The sequence below is a fragment of the Bradyrhizobium sp. ISRA436 genome, from assembly GCF_029910015.1.
Lineage (GTDB): Bacteria > Pseudomonadota > Alphaproteobacteria > Rhizobiales > Xanthobacteraceae > Bradyrhizobium.
The window spans coordinates 251,655-272,855 of record NZ_CP094520.1 but is presented as its reverse complement, the minus strand read 5'-3'; the positions used below and the strand labels follow the sequence as shown (position 1 = coordinate 272,855).

The following is a 21,201-nucleotide window of genomic DNA, read 5'->3' as shown; positions in this document are numbered from 1 at the left end:
GAGTGGTGCTTTGTTCTGCAGACGTGGACGTTCCCAACATCAATCACGGCCTGCTGCCGCCAGGTGTCCCGGGCAGATTGTTGCACAATAGCCGCGTCTGGATCGTGCTCGAGAGCCTCCATCGCATGAATGGCGATTTCGTGCCGAAGCCTGGTCGCGATCGGCGATCGGGACGATGCGCAGGTCAACCCGATCCGGGCTCTGTCAGAGGTCAGAGGAGCAAGTCGCTGGACAACATTGAAAATTCCATCGCCACTTGCCCAGCCACCTACGAGCCAGCTCGAGGGCGCGCACGCCGGGCTTGAGCTTTCAAGAGCTCGCCGACTTCCGTCGTGGAGCGGCCGAGATCCCCGCTCCGACCCGTCGACATAGCTTCGAGATCAGCGGCAATCTGTGAACCATCTGGGCTGTAACTGGCTTAGGAGGGGCGGTATGGGAGGCTTATGTGCAGATCGTACAGATATGTAACTGGGGCGACACGATAGTGGGGAGAAACAAGATCGTTCGTTCGTGGCGTACGGTATCTGCGAGCGCAAAGTCCCGAATCTGCCATTTAGTGCTTGGGCGAAGGCGCGCCGAATTCGTCGTTCGCGCTCAGCCAGATCGGACGAACGTTCTAGTAATTTCCCCTGATGCACAGCACAAGCTGGAGGCTTACAAGCATGAGATTGCGCATCTCAAGCAGTTGGCTGTGGCTCTCTGAGATTGACTTGCGGAACTTCGAGGAAAACGCCGAGAGCCGAAAACCGGAATACACGTGAATCTCCCAGCGACCAGCCAAATTGCATGTCGGCGACGAACAACGGTTGGACAATTGCCCGCTGCGGTCCGTAGTCCGGCGCCGCACGAGGTAATAATTTACCCCCCCACACACACACAACCATAGGTTGTAGTGAGCCGAGGGCGATCGCTCTCGCCGAATTGGCTAGGTCCTGCAAGTCGTGCCGCTTTAGGCCGTGCCCGCGGGTCTCGCCACGGCGCGCTACGATTCACTTTGCGCGACCGCGCCGGACATCCAAGATCCGTGTGAGAAGGGTACGGAGGGCAAGGGGGAAGGTGCCCCGTGCCTGGCTTCGATCAGGGCTGCCATTTTCTGGTCGATCCTCGCGAGTGTTCGAGGGCTGGCAATCGATAATCGGGGATGTAGCCTTCCACGGCTCGCTGCAATGTTCTCAGCTCAAGCGGCTCCGTCGTTTGCCGTTTCGCTTTCCGAGCTGGGCTGGGTCACTGCCGTCCTGATGATCCCCATATCCGTGACTGTAAGAAGCTAATGAAAACCATCTCCTCTTCAGCGTCTTGGGCTCGACAAAAGTGGAGCGATCTTGATTGAGTGCGGCCTGACGGTGACCGTTATTTGCCGCCACTCTTGTCCTTGCACTGAATCGTACTGCAGCGGTCCTCAGCGATGCACACGGTTCTTTATCTTTGCTCAGCGCTTCGACCACACAGAGTGACAAGCTAAATCGAGCCCATGATGGGCAACATTTCTGCGATAAGACCCCCATAAGAATGGTGGACCAATGAATTCATCGGGGCCTCAACATCATCGATCCCTCAGCGAGGGCGATCTGTCCATAACACTAGCGGCAAGTCAGCGTGGACCCAGGCGGATCCAATGCAAATTGTCGAGCATGAATGTCCCGAGGGCGTTTACGGCGTGAACGTCCTGTGATGTGAGCGCCCATGGTGGCCTTGGCTTGTCGTATGGGTCCTCTGACTGAGCGGCGCTTTTGAATGACGTTTAAGCAAGAGCTCAGCGAGATCATTTTCGCGAAAGTTGTCTCACGTCGACCTGCAACTCTAACACGTCGACTACATTTACGAAACGATAATACAATCTGCGCGATCATTCGCCACGTTGCGCTCTATTTGAGCACGCGTCTGCTCGTGCAGACAAGCAGGGCAGCCGATGCTGGCGGTCATCATAACTGGGATCGCCGGTGTGCGCACAGAGGACCGACTATGCGACGGTGGATCCAGCGCGGACAAGCTGGACCTGCCGGTGAAATCGCAGGCGCAGGTCCTCCTGCAGAGGGGGACGACATGCATGGGCTTGTTTCCTGGCGACATCGGAGGACACGATCCATCACTGAAGGCGGACGCGGACAGCTCGGCAGTTTGCTGGCTGCGCTGAGAAGGTGTCCAGGCAAGCTGATCGCTGCTGCTGCGTTCGCCGGCATCGCGACGGCGTCGACCTGGATGGCAGCGAATAGTTCGAGCGATTCGGCTCGAATTGCCAACGAACGATTCAAGTTTAGCATCAGCGAGGCGCAGTTCGCGATACGTCAGCGGCTCCTTGCCTACCAGCAGGTCTTGCGCGGAGGTGTGGGGCTCTTTGCAGCTACCGGCAATCGGGTAACGCGGGAAGAGTGGCGGACCTACGTCAACACGCTTGCCATCGATAGGGATTATCCGGGGATTCAAGGCGTCGGATTTGCGAAGCACATTGCCGCGCAGCAGCGCCATGCACACGTTCTGGCGGTTCGCTCCGAAGGATTCCCCGACTACCAGATCAAACCGGGTGGCGATCGCGACGAATATACCTCGATCGTTTATCTCGAACCGTTTGATTGGCGTAATCGGCGCGCCTTTGGCTTCGACATGTTCACCGAGCCGGTCCGGCGGCAGGCCATGATCAGGGCGCGCGACACAGGTGCACCGTCGATCTCCGGCAAGGTCACCCTGGTGCAGGAGACGGACCAGGGTGTTCAGAATGGCGTTCTGATGTATCTGCCGGTCTATCAGACGGCCGTGCCGCCGGCGACCGTCGAGGAGCGGAAAGCTGGGCTCGTCGGATATGTCTATGCGCCGTTTCGCATGCGTGACCTGATGCAAGGCATTCTGGGGACCGGCCAGCTCTCCAGCCTCAGGCTGGAGATCTACGACGGAGTGTCGCTTCAAGCGGAGGACGAACTCTACGATAGTGCCGATCCCTCCCAGCCACAGATCTCGTCTGCTTTCACCGTGATCGATCGGTTGGAGATCGACGGACGCACCTGGACGATACGTTTCAGTTCATTGCCGACATACGACGCTGCTGCAATCGACGTGCAGAAGCCTCGGCTCATTTTGTCAGGCGGTCTACTCGTCAGCCTGCTGTTTTCTGTCGTGGTCTGGTCACTGTTGGTCAACCGCGCCAGGGCGCGCGAACTCGCCGATGCCAACGAGCAGCTAAGCCAGGCAAAGGACGCGGCCGAAGCGGCAAATCGTGCCAAGTCGCTGTTTCTTGCAAATATGAGCCATGAGCTGCGCACACCATTGAATGCCGTGCTGGGTTACGCCCAGCTGTTGAAGCGGGATGGAAGCATCAGCAAATGGCAAGCGAGCGCAATCGATACCGTCCAACGAAGCGGCGAGCATCTGCTGACGCTGATTAGCGATATCCTCGACGTGTCGAAGATCGAGGCCGGAAAGCTGGACATTGTACCCGAGCCGGTCGAACTGTCGGTCTTCCTGGACGGTGTAGCTGACATTATCCGCGTGCGCGCGGATGAAAAGGAGATCAGGTTCGCTTTCGAGCCGCCATCGGACATGCCGCACTGGGTGCAGGCCGATGGGAAGAGACTGAGGCAAGTGCTTCTCAACCTGCTCGGCAACGCGATCAAGTTCACCGACCAAGGTCAGGTGGCGTTTCGCGCAACGTGTGTCGCGACCTCTCGCAATGACGTGCGAGTGCGCTTTGAAGTGTGGGACACCGGAATCGGAATTTCCGGTGAGAAGCAGGGCGCGATATTCAAGCCATTCGAACAGGTCTGCGATCTGCCGTATCGGTCCGGCGGAACGGGTCTGGGTTTGAGCATCAGCCGGGAACTGCTGCGCCTGATGGGCAGCGAGATCGAGTTTGAAAGCACGCCGGGCGTGGGAAGTCGGTTCTGGTTCGAAGTGTCGCTGCCCACGCTGGAGGTTGATCTGTCTCAAGCCCATGCCCTGGAGGTGGTGGTAGCCTACCGCGGACCGCGGCGGAGTGTTCTCATTGTGGATGACGTCGCGGAAAATCGCACGATCCTGGCGAACATGCTGGCTGGCGTAGGCTTCTCGGTGCGTGAGGCCGCGAACGGGCTGGATGCGCTGGAACAGGCGAACGCGACCCCGCCCGATCTCGTCCTCACGGACGTCATGATGCCTGTTATGGATGGCCTCGAGGTCATGCGGGCGATGCGCCAATTGGAGAAGCAGAGGGCAATCCCAATCATCGCGGTGTCGGCCAGCGTCGGTGCAGATGACCAGGCGAAGAGTTTCGCGGCAGGCGCGAACGCATTCCTGAGCAAGCCGGTCAACCAGGAGCACCTGTTTCGGGAAGTCGGCAGGGTGCTTGAGGTGAGCTGGATCTATCAGCGGGCCGCGAGCCCCGACGCTCAGACCAGCGAGGTGATCGTCGCGCCGAGCGCTGCCGAGCTCCTTCGCCTGTATGAGACGGCCAGGACCGGAAACATGCGCAAGATGAGGGAGCTTGCGGATGATCTTGCGGCCGGTAACGCGCAATGTGGCCCGTTCGCCGCTCGGTTACGAGAGTTCGCGGAGGCCTATGACTCCAAGGCCTTGGTTGCCTTCCTCAGAAGTTATGTTGATGAAAAGAAAGGAGCAGCCGCATGAGTGGTGCGTTGGCCTCAGACGTCCAAGGGCAGACGATTCTTATCGTCGACGATTCACCCGCCATGTTGCGCGTTGCCGCGGAGCATTTGGAGCGCAACGGCTTCAACGTCACGGTTGCTGGCGATGGAGAGGAGGCGTTGGCGCGAGCCGAGCTGGTACGGCCGGACCTTGTTCTGCTCGACGTGATGATGCCGCGGATCGACGGCTTCGAAACCTGCCACCGTCTCCAGGCAATCGACGGACTTGTGGATGTTCCGGTAATTTTCATGACCGGTCTGTCGGATAGCGACAACACGGTCAGGGCTTTCGCGGCGGGCGGCGTCGACTATGTGACCAAGCCATTCCAGTCCGAAGAATTGCTCGCACGCGTGAGAACCCATCTGACGCTTCGCGCAACCCAGCAACAGGCAAAGCAGGCGGAACGGGAGGCCAGGCAAGCCCATGCGCGCTTGCTGGACGCGTTGGAAGTGATCCCCGAGGGGCTCGCTGTGTTCGACGCCGACGATAGGTACGTTCTGTGGAACAAGCGCTACGCCCAACTCTACGCCGCAAGCTGCGACAAAATAGCGAAAGGTATGAAGTTTGAAGAGACCTTGCGGGCGGGGCTCGCCCGCGGCCAGTTTCCCGATGCGATCGGTCACGAAGCAGAATGGCTGGCGGATCGCCTTGCCCGGCATGCCAAGCCCCACTGTGAGCACGAGCAGCGCCTTCCGGGAGATCGCTGGCTGCGCATTGAGGAGCGGCGCACGGCAGATGGCGGTAGCGTGGGCGTCCGAATCGACATCACTGATTTGAAGCTCCGCGAGGAGTCGTTCAGGCTGCTGTTCGAGGGAAACCCGATCCCGATGTGGGTTTACGATCGCGAGAGCTTGAAAATCGTGGCCGTCAACAATGCGGCTGTCGATCATTATGGCTACAGCCGCGAGAAATTCGTTTCAATGTCGATCCTCGATATCAGGCCGCGAGAGGACCGGGACGATGTGGTTGCGGCTGTCGCAACGAACGAGTCCGGGAGCGTAAGAGATGACCGGTGCTGGCGGCATCTCAAGGCAGACGGAACGCTGATCGACGTGTCCATCTACTCCCGCAAGCTACGCTATGCGGGGCGCGAGGCCGCGCTGATTGCCGCCATCGACATCACCGAGCGCAAGCGCGCCGAACAAGAGCTCTCAGACACGCGCGAGTTTCTCGACATGGTCATTGAGAACGCGCCGACTCCCATCATTGTGAAGGATGCGCAGAATTTCAAATATGTCCTGCTCAACCGCGCCGCCGAGCGGCTGCTGGGTGTCCCGCGCACTCGCTACATTGGTAAAACGGCATTTGAGGTCTACCCCAGGGAGGAAGCCGAAACGATCTTTGGGTATGACCGGGCGATTGTGAAGTCGCGGCGCCAACTGTGCTTCGATGAGCATTGGCTCGACACTCCGGGGAATGGCAGGCGGCACGTCAAACCGTCGACCTTTCCAGTGCTCAATGCCGCCGGTGAACCACAATATCTGTTGACGGTTATCGAAGACGTGACCGAACGCAAGGAGGCGCAGGCGCGCATTCAGCACATGTCGCTCCACGACCAGTTGACAGATTTGCCTAATCAGACGGCCTTCAACGAGTATCTGGCGTCGGCATTCGAAGCGGCAAAATCATCGGGCAAGGAACTTGCCGTCCTCTGCCTGGATCTCGATCGCTTCAAGGAGGTCAACGACATCTTTGGCCGTAGCCTTGGCGATGCGCTCCTGTGTCGAGCAGCGGAACGATTCTCTGCGGTTGCCGCGGGTGCATTCCTGGCGCGCTTGGGCAGCGACGATTTCGTCGTCATTCTTGCGGACTGCCCGCAGCCGTCAGGTGTGATGACCCTCGTCGATCGCCTCCTTGCGGCGAGCAGCGAGGAATTCGAAATTGACGGACACCGCACGTACATAGGGCTCAACATCGGTGTTGCCATCTATCCAGCCGATGGCACAGATCCTGAAACGCTCGTCGCCAATGCAGATGCCGCGTTGTGCCGCGCCAAGGCCGACGGCCGCGGAATGGTTCGCTTCTTCGACGCCGACTTGGACGTTCGATTGCGCGAGAAACGCGCGTTGCATCAGGACCTGAATGCGGCTGTCTCCGAGGGGCAACTTGTCCTGCACTACCAACCGCAAGCGAAGATTGGAGGGGCGGTCATTGGGTTCGAAGCCCTGCTACGTTGGCAACATCCGATCCGAGGATTTGTCTCGCCGGGCGTTTTCGTGCCGCTTGCCGAAGAGAGTGGCGCGATTCTTGCCATTGGGGCATGGGTGCTGCGGGAGGCCTGCCGTGAAGCGGCATCCTGGACACAACCAATGCGCATCGCCGTCAATCTTTCGCCTGCACAATTCGTGCAGGAAGACCTTCCGGCCCTGGTGCACACCACGCTGTTGGAGACCGGCCTCGCCGCGGACCGGTTGGAGCTCGAAATTACCGAAGGCGTCCTGATCGGTGACTTCGATCGCGCGATTGCTATCCTGCGGCGCCTCAAAGCTCTTGGCGTCCATATCGCGATGGACGATTTCGGAACCGGTTATTCATCTCTATCGTATCTGCAATCATTTCCGTTCGACAAGATCAAGATCGACCAATCCTTCATTTCGAATGTCGAGCGTAATGGCCAATCGGCAGCGATCGTTCGTGCTGTGATCGGGCTGGGCAGGGGGCTCAATTTGCCTGTCGTCGCCGAAGGTGTTGAAACAAGCGAGCAGCTTGACTTTCTGTCACGCGAGGCGTGCGATCAGGTTCAAGGCTACCTTATTGGCCGGCCGCGCCCGATCACCGACTATTTGGAGACGATCGGCCGTCGCGCCCAGGTCGAGCGACCAGCGGCCGCTTCGAGGTGAATCCCAGCGTCAACCGTGAGTGTAGGCGGAAGGGTCCGTATCAACCGGCCACGGCGCGATGTCCTCGATGACCCGGCGATCACCGATCCAATTTTCGTCGGAAGGGCGCCAGGTCGGCATAACACCCCCATGTTCGGAGTGCACGCGCCTCCGTTCCAGTCAGGCGCTTGCTTGCAATCGTGATGGACTGCAAACTCTGTACGCAACGGACCAAGTCTGCTCGCTTTAAAGCAAGTGCCAACCGCGTCAAAACGGTACGCCGACTCACAAGGTGCGCTTCGTGCGTTGAGTCGCGCGCGCTGTCAGACGGGCTGGTTGGGTTAAGAGAATGGTAGAACAATACTGCTATATGACGAGAATCCGGCGTGCGCATTCATGCAACAGGGGAAGCGAGCCATGAAGGGCGTGATATTCAATGTCCTGGAAGAAGTCGTTACCCAGCAGTTCAGCCAGGATGTCTGGGAAAGTCTCGTCGATAAGGCGGCTGTCGATGGCGCCTACACGTCGCTCGGCAACTATGCAGACGAGGATCTCGTCTGCTTGGTCGCAACCGCCGCCGAAGTACTCGGCAAAACGCCCGGTGAAATCCTGCGCTGGTTCGGACAATCGGCAATGCCGCTGCTGGCCGCGCGTTACCCGTCATTGTTCGAGTCGCATCGGTCGTCACGCGATTTCATTCTCAGCGTCAACAAGATCATCCATCCCGAAGTCCGCAAGCTCTACGCTGGAGCGTCGTGCCCGTTCTTCCACTTCAAGCCAAGTAAAGCCGGTGCGATGATGATGGCGTACGAGTCGCCGCGCAAGTTGTGCATGTTGGCACAGGGCTTTATTGAAGGCGCTGCCAGCCACTATCACGACCACGTCGACGTCCATCATCGTGAATGTATGCACAAGGGTGACGAGAAATGCTTGCTGGAAATCAAGTGGGCGGCTTGAGTGCGTCAGATGCTGCCACAGATTGCAGACAGCCTTGATCTTCAGAAGCTCCGATTCGAGCGTCGATTGCAGCGCGAGCGCGCCGCGCGACTTGAGGCGGAGGCGATCGCCGAGAGGGGCCTTCGCGAACTTTACGAAAAGCAGCGGCAGTTAGAGCTGCTCGAGACCATCGCGACGGCCTCCAATCTGAGCACTTCCATCGAGGACGCATTTGACCTCGCCATCAAGGAGGTCTGCAGGTTTATGGACTGGCCGCTTGGTCAAGCCTATATCGTCGATCGCGGTGGTCAGGACCCTCGTCTAGAGCCATTGCACGTGCGTTATGCAACGGATGAGGATGCGCTGCGGCCGATGATCAAGGCAACAACGGCGGCATCATTTGCTCGCAGCGAAGGGCTTCCCGGCCGGGTGTTTGCCTCGGCGACACCGGTCTGGCTGAAGTGCCTGGCGAGTGACCGAAACTTTCCACGCGCTGACGCGGCCGCGGCCTGCGGCATCCATAGCGGTATGGCCTTTCCGATTCTCGTGGGACGCGAGGTGGCCGCGGTGGTGGAGTTTTTCTCCTACACGGAGCAGGAGGCTGACACAGAGCTGCTAACGTTATTAGGCCATATCGGGATCCAACTTGGCCGGGTGATAGAACGCAAGCAGGCGGAAGATCGATTGATCCATGATGCCTCGCATGATGGCCTGACAGGCCTGCCGAACCGGTTGCTGTTTGGTGATCGCGTCGACCGTGCAGTCGCTCGTGCAAAACGCACTTCCGACGAATATTGTGCCGTTCTTTTTATCGATCTCGACCGCTTCAAACTGGTTAACGACAGCCTGGGTCACGCTGCGGGCGACGACCTGCTGGTGGAAATCGCGCAACGCCTTAATGGTGTTCTGCAGCGGCATTCCACGGCGCACACGCTCGCGCGGCTCGGAGGCGATGAATTCACGGTGCTGCTCGAGGAACTCGACAGTCCAGACAAAGCGATGCAAATCGGGGAACTGCTGATCGATGCTCTCCGGACGCCGATTCTGATCGATGGCCAGGAAATCTATGCCGGCGCCAGCATCGGAGTGGCCAATATCACCGGCACGGAGCAATCGCCGGAAACGGTGCTGCGCAATGCCGATCTCGCCATGTACAGCGCAAAATCGCTCGGCCGAGGGCGTGTTGAGCTTTATGATACAGGCCTGCACCATATTGCGGTCGAGCGATTGAGGCTTGAAGGCGATCTCCGACGGGCGCTCACCAACAATGAATTCATCCTGCATTACCAGCCGATCGTTTCGCTCGAAACCCACGACATCGTCGGTTTCGAATCCCTGCTTCGCTGGCAGCGTGGCCCGCAAGATATTGTATTTCCGGGGGACTTCATTGGAGCCGCCGAAGACACCGGGCTAATCGTCCTGATCGGCGGCTGGGTGTTGGGAGAGGCGTGTCGGATGTTGGCTGGCTTGCAAGCCAGGTACCCTCGGCCCGAGCCGCTCACCATGAGCATCAACATCTCGCCCCGCCAGTTCATGCAGCCCGATTTCATCGAACAAGTCCGGCGCGCCGTGCTCAATTCAGGAGTGGAACCATGCAGCGTACGGCTCGAGATTACGGAAACGGTGGCAATCAGCGATCCCGAACGGACGATCCTCGTTCTCTCGGCGCTGCGCGAATTCGGTGTGCGGATCAGCCTCGATGATTTCGGGACAGGATATTCATCGCTCAACTATCTGCATCGGCTCCCGATTGACGCGCTTAAGATCGACCGCTCGTTCGTAACCCGCCTCGGCCTCACGGTCGAAGGAACGCAAATCATCCGTACGATTCTCGATCTCGCGGAAAATCTGAAAATCGATGTGGTCGCCGAAGGGACAGAACAGGAAGGACAGATCCGGAAACTCACGGAAATGGGATGCCACTACGCGCAGGGCTACTATTTTTCGAAGCCGGTCGCGCCGGCCGACATCGAAGCGCTCTTGGGCAGCTCTACGTCCCTCTCAACAGGGACCAACTGATCGGCTCATTTACCGATTGGCTCATCTTAAGCAGAGCGCAGGCGTCAATCTGACGCGGCGGCGTTGGAACGGACTGCGGGAGGGCGACCCAGGAAGTGATACGCCATTTTCAAAGAGCAAGGTGCGTGGCGGGCCGAGGACCTGTGACTGGTCAAGGTCAAGAACCGGCAACACCCAGCCTCCTGTCTATAGTCGCGTCACCGATCGGTTCCGGTTCCAGGGCCATTGCAGCCTCGGCGGGCAAGCTCCGCATGCCGGGTGGGGTCGCTGCCGGAGGGGTGGCCCGATCCGATCAGCCTAACCGGATTCGGCTCGGGTCATGATCAGAGGTAGAGGGAAGGAAGCGCGATCCACCCTTGGTACGGAACGCTCCAATCTGGAGCCGAGACAGCACATACTCGCGAGAACCAAGAATGTTCGTTCGTAGCGTACTGTCTTTGGTCAGATCAGAGCTCCCAATGTTGCCATTGTGTCGCCCCATCGTGCGGGGCTACTCGGGTCGAGGTCGCCGCGTACACGCGATGAGAGACGAAAATGCTGTTCTTTTCAAAATGCCCCCGCTGCAGGAATAAAGGCTCTGACGATGTTGTTCACAAATGTCAAACCTGCGGAACCGTTTTTTGCGAAGAATGCGGAAAGTCGCGGCTCGGAGATGTCTGCCCATATTGTGATGATGGCGCCTCTCCAGAAATCGGACAAATAAGATAAGTGCGATCCTGCATTGCAGATGAGTATGCGGCGCTGAACCCGCGCCCGAGGGGCGATCGCAAGACAACATCCGGGCTTTGTTGGACGTCCTGCTCCCCATCTGTTCACCGCATGGATCTATGGGTCTATAAACGTTCCAGCGGCTGGCGCTGTGGGAATGGGACCCGCCAGCGATCCAGTCACCACGCCAGAACCAAGACCGGCACGAGAGTTGGTCAGTCCTCAGGCGAACCTTCGAGTGGAACGGCAAAGCCTGCCTTTACGCGGTCAAGTATGACCATCGTCTTGAAGCCCTTAATGTCTGGGTTCTTATAGAAGAATTGCCGGGTGAATTGCTCATACTCCTCCATGGTGCGGGCAGTCGTGTATAGGACAAAGTCAGCATCGCCCGTGACGTAGAATCCGTTGACGACATCATCAGACGACTTGATGGCCTTCTTGAACCTATCGATGATGTCTGAACGCTCCCGCTCCAAGGTTACCAACACAAGCACTTGAATAGGTCTTCCCACGGCCTTCGGCGAAACGATTGAAACATCGGCCTCGATGATGCCTTCCGAGCGGAGCCTCTTGAGTCGCCGTTGACAGGCGGTAGCAGAAAGCCCCGCCATTTCGCCGATCACCTCGGAAGTCAGGCGGTTGTTCTTTTGTACGATCTTGAGGATGCGGGCATCTATTCGGTCGTAGTGCACAGTCGGCTCCAGGCTGAGAGTCTGTCTCGATGCAGTCAAACATCTGAACGGTGGGCGAATGGGACGAAGATATGTGACAAATAGCCGATTGGCGCAGATGTTCATCGTCTTCGTCGCGTCCGAGTGTCGAGTCTCACCTGCGTCCAATCATTACCGTGGTCGGTGTAGAGCGCTTGGCGTTCGGCGTCGATGTTCTTGGCCCTTACCGTTTGAACGCGCGTGGTCTCCGCCGGCTTCTTGCGCGGGCCGCGGGTCCGAAGGAGAGGAGCGTGGCTGCGCCGGTCTGGGTAAAATCGACACCGCGCCATATGCCGAAATCGAGGCCAGATAGGTCCTTTCCAAGGCGACGGCCGCACTCTCCGTGGGCGCACGTCGACGTGACGATCGTTCATAATACGCTGTCCAGCTTGCCGGGGAATTACCATGTCGTCGATCGGTACCAAGTTGCTCGACAGCTTGCGATCCGTTGAGCGTCCGGGCGACTTTTGCATTGGTGGAACTCGCGAGATCTTCATGCCGACGATCGACGTCGACGGCGTGGGCAGGCTCGCCTTTCCGGTTCTGCCCATCCAAGCCGAACGGCTCGTCGCCATCGCCGAGGCTGCTCCGTTCGGGCGGGGCGAGGAGACCCTGGTCGATCGCGAAGTCCGGAGAACCTGGCAGGTCGATTCCGCCAAGGTTCGGATCGGAGGGCGTCACTGGGACAAGACGCTGGCCAGCCTCGTCGCCGAGATGGCCCGCGCGCTCGGTGTGGGCGAGCCGGTTGCTGCCGACTTCTATAAGTTTCTTGTCTACGACACCGGCAGCTTTTTCGTCGACCACCGCGATACCGAGAAGGTCCCCGGCATGTTCGCGACGTTGGTGCTCGTCCTGCCCACGGCCCATAGCGGCGGCGAGTTGGTCGTCAAGCATCTCGGCCGGGAGATCGTGCTCGACACGCGTCCAGAGGAGCCGTCGGAGATCGGCTTTGCCGCCTTCTATGCCGACTGCATGCATGAGGTGCGTCCGGTCAAGACGGGATGTCGCCTGGCCCTCGTCTACAATTTGCGTTTCGTCGGCAAGGAGCGCGCACTGAAGGCACCCGATTATCGATCTGAGCACGGGCGCGTGGTGGGGCTGCTGCGGAACTGGGCGCGCGCTGAGGAGGAGCCTGATAAGCTGATCCTGCCCTTGGAGCACGTCTATACGCCGGCAGAGCTGTCCTTCAATGCGCTCAAGGGGGCCGATGCGGGCGTGGCATCCGTGCTGGTCAGGGCCGCCGCAGAGGCGGATTGTGATCTCCACCTCGCTCTCGTATCGATCGAGGAGAGCGGCAGCGCCGAACATACCCCCTATTACGGCCGTCGCCGCTGGAGTCGCGACGAAGACGAAGAGTTCGAGGTCGCCGAGATCTTCGACCGGGCGCTGATCCTGTCCGAGTGGCGGCGTCCGGATGGCGGCAAGGCCGCGTTCGAGGATTTTCCATTCGCCGAGGACGAGCTGTGCCCGCCCGACGCTTTCGAGGATCTGCTACCGGATGAGCAGCATTTTCACGAGGCGACGGGCAACGAAGGCGCGTCCTTCGAGCGCACCTATCGCCGCGCCGGTTTTGTGTTGTGGCCGACCGCGCGGAGGCTCGCGGTGCTGAATCAGGCTGGCCTCCGCACGACGCTGCCGTATCTCGAAGATCTGACGGCGCGCTGGGAGGCGAGCAACACATCGATCCAGTCGCCGTTATGGTGTCAGGCCGATGAGCTGTCGGGGCACATGCTGCGCTCATGGCCCCGCTCGTCCTGGCGGTCGGAGGACAGCGCCGAAGCCGGCCGGATGCTCGATTTGCAGGTCAGGCTGCGGAACGTGGAGCGCATCGACGCATTTCTCGCCGAGCTGCCCGCCGAAGGCCATTACGCCGAGCTTGATAACGGGGCGATCGTGCGGGCCGCCGCCCTTCTTCCTAGCTCGCGTGCAACGGAACTGCTGGTCCGGATTGTCAGGCGTAACGCTCAGGCTCATCTCAGCGCCTGCGGCGATCTGCTGTTGCGCTGCGTCGCAGCGCCGGCGGGTGCGACGGGCGACCTGGAGCAGATCGGCCGAGCCTTGATAGACGCGTTGCCGGGCAACCCGACCAAGCAGGAGCAGGTCAGCGCCTGGACACGGCCAGCGCCGGTAAAACCGGGCTTCGTTGTCGATCTCCTGGCGGCGACGAGCCGCATCGATGCGGGGCTTGCGGCGCGCGCGCTCGAGCACATGCTGGCCTGGCCGAAGACATACAAGCCGGACGACGTGCTGGTCCCTGCTGCTCTCGCGATTACCAAGCCGGAGGAGAGCAGGGCTTGGCCGGCGGTGATGCGGCTCCGGGAGGCGTCTCTCGACCACCTGCGCCGGCGCATTGCCCTTCCGCTGGAGGCGCCACGCGACTGGACCAGGACCAATCCGCTCAAATGCACGTGCGGCGACTGCCGTGGGCTGGGTGCGTTCCTGACTGCGGCGGATCGCCAGCAATGGCGCCTGAAGGCGGTCCAGGACCGGAGAACCCATGTTGAGCAAAGCGTTCGGAACGCAGCGTGTGATCTTGACCTCACGACGGAAAGGCGCGGCAGTCCCCACACGCTGGTCGCGACCAAGAACCAGGCCAGCTACGAACGCCGCGCGCAGCAGCGTCGGCAGGATCTGGAGCATTTATCGACGCTGGGCGGATGACGTTGGCCCCGCACCGAACAGGAGTTTGGGCACAGAATGAGCCGGAAGAATCGAGTTCCACTTGCTGATGGCGTCGCCCGAGCGGCTGAAGCGGCGCCTGCCGCCCGGCGCTTTGTGAGTGCCATCGACATGCTTGTCGGAATCGGGTGGCTTGAACTGCAAGCGGTGGAAAGGTGGCGCCGCCGCCAGATCGGTTGTCGGGAGGACGTTGTTTGCGCCAATCTGCCGCTGCATCTCGGAAGCCATGAAGCTTTTCCGCTCCTGGCCGATCGCGCGGGGATTGACCGCAAGCTCCCGTACACCGCGCCGCCAGAGACTGCGCTTCAGCCGAAGCGGAAATCCTGCGTGTCAATCGGCCCTTTAATTGCGGCTAGATGTCAAGTTCTCTCTTCCCTTTTGAAGCCATGCGGCAAAGTGGTAGCGCTCGGCCCGTCGGAGCGGGTCGGGTTGCGGAGACGGGGGAGCGAGGCTGGCGATCGATAGTCTAGCCCGCGCGGTAGTGGGTCGGTTAGCTATCCCGTAAATCTCGACGCGATCGCGTTGATGCCCGTGGCTGGGGTCATGGTCCTTTCCGAGGTCACAGAGCGCCTCATGATGATGTCCGGATCGGGCGCCTCAACGTGTGCAGCGGCGTGCGGACGAGCTGCCACCAGCCGATTGACCGAGGTCACCACGACCACCGTCCCAGCGGGACATCGCCGGCCCGGCGGACCGGACCAGGAGCTTGCAAGAGAAGTTCAGGCCGGCTTCGCCTGCCCCCATTCGAACGATGTGCCGTCGACCCAGATGCAGTGCAAAATCACGGCGATCTTTCGGGCAATGGCGACCTTTGCCTTCCTCATACCGATCCGCTTTGCGAGCTTCATGCCCCATGCCTTGAGGGAAGACCATTTCTTTGTCCGATAAAGTAAGACCGTTGCGGCCTCGAACAGGTAGGTTCGGAGAAGCCGATCGCCCCATCGAGATATCTCGCCGTTGGTCAGTTTCGCCGGATTGGTTACGCCGTGGCGCAAGGCCCACATAGGCGCCTCACCCATCGCATCGTATAGGCAGCTAAACGCGCCGCATCTAAAACAATGACTTGCCTATCGATCGCGTTCTCGCATCGCAGATTTAAGGCAAAATTAGCGTGCCAGATCGAGCTGCAGATAGTTCCAACCAGCTTGCCGAGGTCTTGATCTTGTGGACCGATAGATCGAGCAAGTTGGGGGGAGCTACGTCGATCGCTTCCAAGGAGGCGACCGTTGCGATCGGTGAGGGCAACAATCCGAATATCCGCCTAATCGTGTCAGGCATGGTTGAGCGGACGATTGGGAGAGCCCTAGCCATATTGGATTCTGCTTTGCTGTTGGCTCCTCTGCGACAAATTTCACGGGAAGCAGACGGCCGCGGACATCGGTATCACGAACGTCTTGAAACCGACGTTCATCGAATAGTTGACCGCCGCGCTTACGGAGTTGCCGCAGGCTGCGGTGGCATAGGTGAAACTGGGTGAGAGATTTGGACCGTAGTAGTGGTTTTGCGCATATGCAATGGTCGTTGCCGGGTCAGCGCAGCTGCGGTCTTGACCGATGCGCAGCGGGCGGCCTCTTCCACGGCGTAATGGAGACTTCCAATCAGAAGCAGACCGAGGCAGAGCGTCAGCGTGCCGATAAGCAAGGCAACAGGGACGGGCGCGACAATGGCAAACTCCACCACGGTCTTGCCCGTTTCGGTGGCGCGCAATGATTTGATGAATTGCCGCATGGTCAACTCAGTGACGCTTTCGCTGGAAGGCGGCGACGCGCAGTTGCTGTCGGCGGTGATTGAAGCGCGGGGGCGTTGCGATGTTCCGACTGGCGTCTGATCTTCGGATCTACCGTCACCACGAGCCGATTGACTTCCGGGCTGGCATCAACAGCCTGACCATAAATTAGCAGCTTGATCCGGTCGCGCCGGCGATTGCAGAACCCGAACACCGCGCGCTGGAACGGATCCAGCCCCATCGACTGCTCGACCACGCGCCCCAAAACGAAGCAGCAACTGCCCCACCTCAGCGGCCGGCTTGGCGCCGCTGAACAGGAATCCCTGTACCTCGTTGCAGCCCTCGGCGCGGAGCCGATCGAGCTGCTCGATGGTCTCCACGCCTTCCGCGATCGTTGTGATGTTGAGCCGGCGGCCGAGGTCCGTGATGGCGGCCACAATGGCGACGCAGTCGGAGCGTTCGCCGAGATCCTTCACAAAACAACGGTCTATCTTGATCTTGTCGAACGGGAAGCTGCGCAAATAGCTCAGGCTGGAATAGCCGGTTCCGAAATCGTCCATGGCAATGGCTACCCCGAGCTCGCGTAGCTGGTGCAGGATCGCGAGATTGGCTTCGGTCTCCGCCAGAAACACCGACTCAGTGATTTCGAGCTCGAGCCGCTTCGGCGACAGGCCCGCATTTGCCAGCGCCGAAATCACCACCTGCACCAGGTTACGGCTGCGGAATTGCACCGGCGACAGGTTGACGGCAACCTTGACGTCAGCCGGCCACTTCGTCGCTTCGGAGCATGCCTCGCGCAGCACCCACTCGCCAAGCGCAACAATCAGGCCGATCTCCTCCGTGACTGGAATGAACTCCGCCGGCGAGATCATGCCCTTCTCCGGATGGCGCCAACGCAGCAGCGCCTCGAAGCCAGAGATCTGGTCGGTCGCGATATCGATCAGCGGTTGGTAATGCAGCTCGAACTCGCCATTGGCGAAGGCGGCACGCAGATCTCGCTCCATGTCGCGGCGTTTCTGCGCCTGGAGCGCCATCTCGCGCTCGAAGAAGCGGTGCACGCCGCGGCCATCCTGCTTGGCGCGATAGAGCGCAATGTCTGCGTTACGCATCAATTCTTCGCCGGTCGCCCCGTCCCCTGGCGAGAGCGCGATCCCAATCGAGGCGCCGATCACCACCTCATTGCCGTCGATTTCATAGGGCGCGCTCAGCGTCCGGATCAGCCGGGCGGCAAAATCGCTCGCCTGGTTCGGCGAGGTGTCGGCGCCAAGGAGCACCGCAAATTCGTCGCCGCCGAGCCGTGCGGCAAGATTGTTTCCATGCACCTGGGTCTGCAGACGGTTGGCCACCTGCCACAGCAGGCGATCGCCCGCGGGATGACCGAAGGAGTCGTTGACGTTCTTGAACAGGTCGAGATCGATACACAACACCGCAACGCGTTTGCCCACTGCGTTGCTGCTGTCGAGCACCTCCTGTAGCCGCTCCCGGTAGAGCGCGCGGTTCGCCAGGTTGGTCAATCCATCGTGGCGTGCGATATACGCGATGCGGGCCTCGACCTTGCGTCGTTCAGTGATGTCGACCACCGCAACCAGATAGCAATCACGGCTGTCGAGCATGAGGCGCCGTCCGAAGGTGAGCACGCAAATCTCGCTGCCATCGGCTTTTACATGGCGCCAGTGCCGTTTCTGGTAGGCATCGCCAAGTTGCTGCAGCGCCTGAGTATGGCTGACCCACTCGTCCCTCGGCCAGATCTCGTAGACTTTCATCTTCACGAAGGTCTCGCGGGCATAGCCGTAGTGCTGCACTGCCGCGTCATTGACCTGCAGGAAGGCCATCGTCTCCGGATCAAACACCCACATCGGCATCGGATTGCTGTCGAACAGCAGCCGGAACGAGGCCTCTCGCCGCTTCAAGGGCGTGACGTCAGAAATGGTCAGCGACAGAATGTCGCCGAAGGCCGTCACCCCTAACCGGAGGTTGAGATCTTCGCTGTCGATCTCGAACTGGTCACGCTGGTTGTTCGCAATCGCAGCGCGCAGCCGCGCCACCACCGCTTCCGAACAGAGCAGATGGCCTCCATTGCTCAGATGCTGCCACTGCAGGCTTCGTTCTGCCACCTTGAGCAGTCTCGCGGCCGCCTGATTATGATGCACAATCTGAAAATCGGTTGGCCGTCCCGTCGCATCACAAATGGTCAACAGCGCGATCACCCCGTCATCGGTCGTGGAAAAGAGTGCATCGAGCAGATTGTATTGTACGCCGCGCTCGTTGACGTAGACGCCGACCAGCGTGCCGCCCCAGCGCGACAACGTCGGCAGCGCCAGCACGTCATACGTCCGGACTCTGCCGTCGCGCACGCATTGGGCGGTCGCGAGATAGGGACGGGTGTTTGTAAGCGCATTCGAGGCCGCTTCGGTCAGGACGGCCGCGCAATCCGGCGACAGCGTCGGCATCGGAATGTCCCAACGCTCGTGGTCCAGCCATTGCTGCGCATAGCGGCCTGTGCGCGAGACGGTGAACTCATCGCTCTCGCACTTCAACAGCACGATATGATCGGCGAGCCGCCCGAGGCTGTCCTGCATCACGTCTTCATAGTGGGGCAGGTTTTGGCCGGGCTTGAGCGCGGTCTGCCACTTGCGCTGCAGGACGGGCACGTCCTCGAACATATCCGCATTTGTTTTCGCGGCTTGCGTCTTGGCAGCACCCATGACAGGTCCCCCGAAACCGACGCTTTCTGCGGTACCTAAGCTTTCTGCCCGAGCGATATCAAAACTCAGGTCGGCTTAATTTGATGTAAAAAATCGGCCTGCAACGAATAGACGATGCGTCAGCTCGAAGTCAGCTATGGTGTCGCGCTTGTTCGTTACCGGCGAGTACGACACGTGCCTCTATGCACGATGAGAGAACACACTTGTGGAGCGCGTGAACATTGGTCCGCTCCGTACGGTGGTTGCACGCCTATAACCAACGCGATCTGTCAACATAACCGCGCGCCAACTCTGTCAGGTTGAGGGCAAGCCGATCGCATCCGTATGCCGACGCTTTGGTATGGTGCAACCGGCATAAACTCGGCAGGCAATAGAGGATCGAAATGAGGAAGATTGCGATCGCGTGCATTGCATCCGGCATCGTCTGCGCTGCTACCAATTCGGCACAAGCGGCGGACGGTGTCAGGTTGTGTCGGGACTGGTCGTACGACTGCATCAAGTGGGTGATTGATAACAAGAAGACGGTCGCCGACAAGCTGAAGGGGTATGAGAACTGTCAGCGGATGCTGGCAGCGGCGCGGTCTTCGGGGTCATTCTTTGTGGAGGCCCGCGGCACATCGGTGCCATGCAAGCCGTAGCGGTGGTGTTGCGGTGCGTCCTCATACGCGGTGCTTTGCCAAGAATGGGATTCTGGCGCGTCTCTCTCTGCAGGACCTCGCGGCAATAGGGGAATGCCTTGAGCCGATCATCCTGAAAGAACGTATGGTTCTGCACGAGCCGAAAAGGTGCGTCGAGCACGTCTATTTCGTCGAGTCGGGCCTCGTCTCCTTGAGGATTGTCGCGGCCGGAAGCATGCTTGAAACGGCGGTCATAGGATATCGGGGTGTGGTCGGCGCTTCGCTTTTGTGGGGAAGCCATCTTTCGACGCATCAATCGGTCGTGCTCTTTCCGGGAAGAGCGCACAGGATCCGTGTCGAGGAGTTGCGTCGGGTGATGAAGGAGCGTCCGGAGTGCCGAGAGCATCTGTTTCGGTACGTTCAAGCGCTGACGTTTCAGTGCGTTCAGACAGGATTGTGCGGCGTGCGGCACGATCGCGAGAAGCGGCTCGCATCCTGGCGTTGTTTGGCGAGTGATGCTCTTGACGCCCGCGTGCTGTCCGTTACCCATGACGACCTTTCCGCCGTCTTGGGAATGGGCCGCGCCGGGGTAACGGAGACGCTCATCCGATTTGAAGAACAAGGGTTGATTCGCAAGATGCGTGGCGTGTTGCAGATCGATCGACGCGAGTCCCTCGAGCAAAAGGCATGCTGCTGTTACAAGCTTGTCTCAAGCGCGTATGCGTCGCCCGAGTCCATGGCCGCAGCAAAAGAGCTGACGGACTAACCAGGCCGCCCGGGCATACTAATCCACCGTTTCAGTGCGAGGGACGGGGGCAGAAAAGAAGCGATACGTGTCGTCGGGAAGATGGGGCACCTGCTGTGCGATGAAACCTGAGAAGGAATTCGAGCTGCGCGTCTTCACGCAATTGAGGGCAACAGGTGTTCGTTGGCTCGTTTGTCTTTCGAGCCTTGCTATCGGCTAGAGACGGCCGCCTACTCGTCGTTCAAGAGCAAGCCTAGGTTAGTCGCCATATCTGTGATCGAAGCCAACGGTCGCCTGAGAGTTCGCGCGATCGTGCTTGCCGGCAGTCTTCGGTCAATCAATCCCCGCAGTTTGTGCCTTTCAACCGCGGTCCAGGGGCGGTCGTTCCTGTTGCGTGTACGCCGCGCTGCGATCTTCTTCTCGTTCCTGTCACTTTGAGGCGCATTGTTAATGTGCATGATCACCCCGCCAGTTCTGCTAATGGAGCCATACTGGTTGCCTGCGAGTCAAGAACGCGACGCAACAGAACGCAACGCAACTGGGACTGCGTCTTTGCGGGTCTTGTCGCTTTGTTGGCCGAGCTGAGCGGGCCGCCGTCGAATGTGCCAAAAGCAGCTTGCTCTCAGCAATGAAGGCGCCGTGAGCATCCAGGCAAACAGCCCCACCGCGCCGAGAACACGACAGGGCCGCCGCAGGCAAAGGCTGTCCCGAGAGCGGCACGGGGCAGCGAGGGTCTATAAACCTGCAGAGGGTAGAATATACCCGAAGTCGACTGTCCTAATTTGATGAAAGGAGACGGCGCCAGCAAATCAATCTGTCCGCGTCTCGGTCCGGATGAAAGTCAGAGCGTTACGGGCAGCGATTCAAGGTGCGTTCGGTACATTACGTACCTACCTATTGCTTTCATAGATCCCCGATTCAGCTAA

General features: G+C 59.7%; 11 protein-coding genes and 1 pseudogene. 7 read left to right on the top strand and 5 right to left on the bottom strand.

The window, feature by feature from the left end:
- Positions 1 to 2,043 precede the first annotated feature (2,043 nt).
- From MTX23_RS36180 to MTX23_RS36165, 4 genes are all read left to right on the top strand, one after another.
- Positions 2,044 to 4,593, top strand: coding sequence for a CHASE domain-containing protein (locus MTX23_RS36180; protein WP_280978440.1), 2,550 nt, complete (start codon positions 2,044 to 2,046; stop codon positions 4,591 to 4,593).
- On the top strand, positions 4,590 to 7,451 hold the full coding sequence (locus MTX23_RS36175) for an EAL domain-containing protein (protein ID WP_280978441.1): 2,862 nt from the start codon (positions 4,590 to 4,592) through the stop codon (positions 7,449 to 7,451). The genes MTX23_RS36180 and MTX23_RS36175 overlap by 4 nt, the downstream gene beginning before the upstream one ends.
- Positions 7,452 to 7,847: 396 nt before the next feature.
- Positions 7,848 to 8,387: a heme NO-binding domain-containing protein gene (locus MTX23_RS36170; protein WP_280978442.1), complete on the top strand. Its 540-nt coding sequence runs from the start codon at positions 7,848 to 7,850 to the stop codon at positions 8,385 to 8,387.
- A gap of 9 nt (positions 8,388 to 8,396) precedes the next feature.
- Positions 8,397 to 10,385 (top strand): GGDEF domain-containing protein, encoded by a 1,989-nt coding sequence (locus tag MTX23_RS36165; protein ID WP_280978443.1) that lies wholly within the window; start codon positions 8,397 to 8,399, stop codon positions 10,383 to 10,385.
- Between the two features lie 923 nt (positions 10,386 to 11,308).
- On the opposite strand, the gene MTX23_RS36160 is transcribed toward MTX23_RS36165, so the two are convergent.
- A complete protein-coding gene (locus tag MTX23_RS36160) occupies positions 11,309 to 11,785 on the bottom strand; it encodes an Lrp/AsnC family transcriptional regulator (RefSeq protein ID WP_280978444.1) in 477 nt (158 codons plus the stop codon).
- A gap of 423 nt (positions 11,786 to 12,208) precedes the next feature.
- On the opposite strand from MTX23_RS36160, the gene MTX23_RS36155 reads away from it, so the two are divergent.
- Complete coding sequence (locus MTX23_RS36155) at positions 12,209 to 14,464, top strand: 2OG-Fe(II) oxygenase (protein WP_280978445.1); 2,256 nt, start codon at positions 12,209 to 12,211, stop codon at positions 14,462 to 14,464.
- On the opposite strand, the gene MTX23_RS36150 is transcribed toward MTX23_RS36155, so the two are convergent.
- From MTX23_RS36150 to MTX23_RS36135, 4 genes and pseudogenes are all read right to left on the bottom strand, one after another.
- Positions 14,444 to 14,710 carry a hypothetical protein gene (locus tag MTX23_RS36150; RefSeq protein WP_280978446.1) on the bottom strand — a complete coding sequence of 89 codons (267 nt, stop codon included), beginning with the start codon at positions 14,708 to 14,710 and terminating at the stop codon, positions 14,444 to 14,446. The genes MTX23_RS36155 and MTX23_RS36150 overlap by 21 nt on opposite strands.
- A 491-nt stretch (positions 14,711 to 15,201) precedes the next feature.
- A pseudogene (locus tag MTX23_RS36145) lies at positions 15,202 to 15,493 on the bottom strand (transposase); the annotation flags it as partial.
- Positions 15,494 to 15,913: 420 nt separating this feature from the next.
- Positions 15,914 to 16,210, bottom strand: coding sequence for a TadE/TadG family type IV pilus assembly protein (locus MTX23_RS36140; RefSeq protein ID WP_280978447.1), 297 nt, complete (start codon positions 16,208 to 16,210; stop codon positions 15,914 to 15,916).
- A gap of 147 nt (positions 16,211 to 16,357) precedes the next feature.
- Complete coding sequence (locus MTX23_RS36135; RefSeq protein ID WP_280978448.1) at positions 16,358 to 18,913, bottom strand: EAL domain-containing protein; 2,556 nt, start codon at positions 18,911 to 18,913, stop codon at positions 16,358 to 16,360.
- A gap of 383 nt (positions 18,914 to 19,296) precedes the next feature.
- Between MTX23_RS36135 and MTX23_RS36130 the strand changes: the two genes are divergently transcribed.
- Together MTX23_RS36130 and MTX23_RS36125 are read left to right on the top strand one after the other, a co-directional pair.
- The gene (locus MTX23_RS36130) at positions 19,297 to 19,551 is read left to right on the top strand and encodes a hypothetical protein (protein WP_280978449.1); all 255 of its coding nucleotides are present in this window, start codon (positions 19,297 to 19,299) and stop codon (positions 19,549 to 19,551) included.
- A 124-nt stretch (positions 19,552 to 19,675) separates the two neighbouring features.
- Positions 19,676 to 20,296 carry a helix-turn-helix domain-containing protein gene (locus tag MTX23_RS36125; protein WP_280978450.1) on the top strand — a complete coding sequence of 207 codons (621 nt, stop codon included), beginning with the start codon at positions 19,676 to 19,678 and terminating at the stop codon, positions 20,294 to 20,296.
- The last annotated feature ends 905 nt before the right edge of the window (positions 20,297 to 21,201 follow it).

Bases quoted from the DNA above. Each gene is read 5' to 3' on its own strand.
- MTX23_RS36180 (WP_280978440.1), top strand. From the start codon at position 2,044: ATGCATGGGCTTGTTTCCTGGCGACATCGGAGGACACGATCCATCACT.
- MTX23_RS36175 (WP_280978441.1), top strand. From the start codon at position 4,590: ATGAGTGGTGCGTTGGCCTCAGACGTCCAAGGGCAGACGATTCTTATC.
- MTX23_RS36170 (WP_280978442.1), top strand. From the start codon at position 7,848: ATGAAGGGCGTGATATTCAATGTCCTGGAAGAAGTCGTTACCCAGCAG.
- MTX23_RS36165 (WP_280978443.1), top strand. From the start codon at position 8,397: ATGCTGCCACAGATTGCAGACAGCCTTGATCTTCAGAAGCTCCGATTC.
- MTX23_RS36155 (WP_280978445.1), top strand. From the start codon at position 12,209: ATGTCGTCGATCGGTACCAAGTTGCTCGACAGCTTGCGATCCGTTGAG.
- MTX23_RS36150 (WP_280978446.1), bottom strand. From the start codon at position 14,710: ATGGCTTCCGAGATGCAGCGGCAGATTGGCGCAAACAACGTCCTCCCG.
- MTX23_RS36140 (WP_280978447.1), bottom strand. From the start codon at position 16,210: ATGCGGCAATTCATCAAATCATTGCGCGCCACCGAAACGGGCAAGACC.
- MTX23_RS36135 (WP_280978448.1), bottom strand. From the start codon at position 18,913: ATGGGTGCTGCCAAGACGCAAGCCGCGAAAACAAATGCGGATATGTTC.
- MTX23_RS36130 (WP_280978449.1), top strand. From the start codon at position 19,297: ATGAGGAAGATTGCGATCGCGTGCATTGCATCCGGCATCGTCTGCGCT.
- MTX23_RS36125 (WP_280978450.1), top strand. From the start codon at position 19,676: ATGGTTCTGCACGAGCCGAAAAGGTGCGTCGAGCACGTCTATTTCGTC.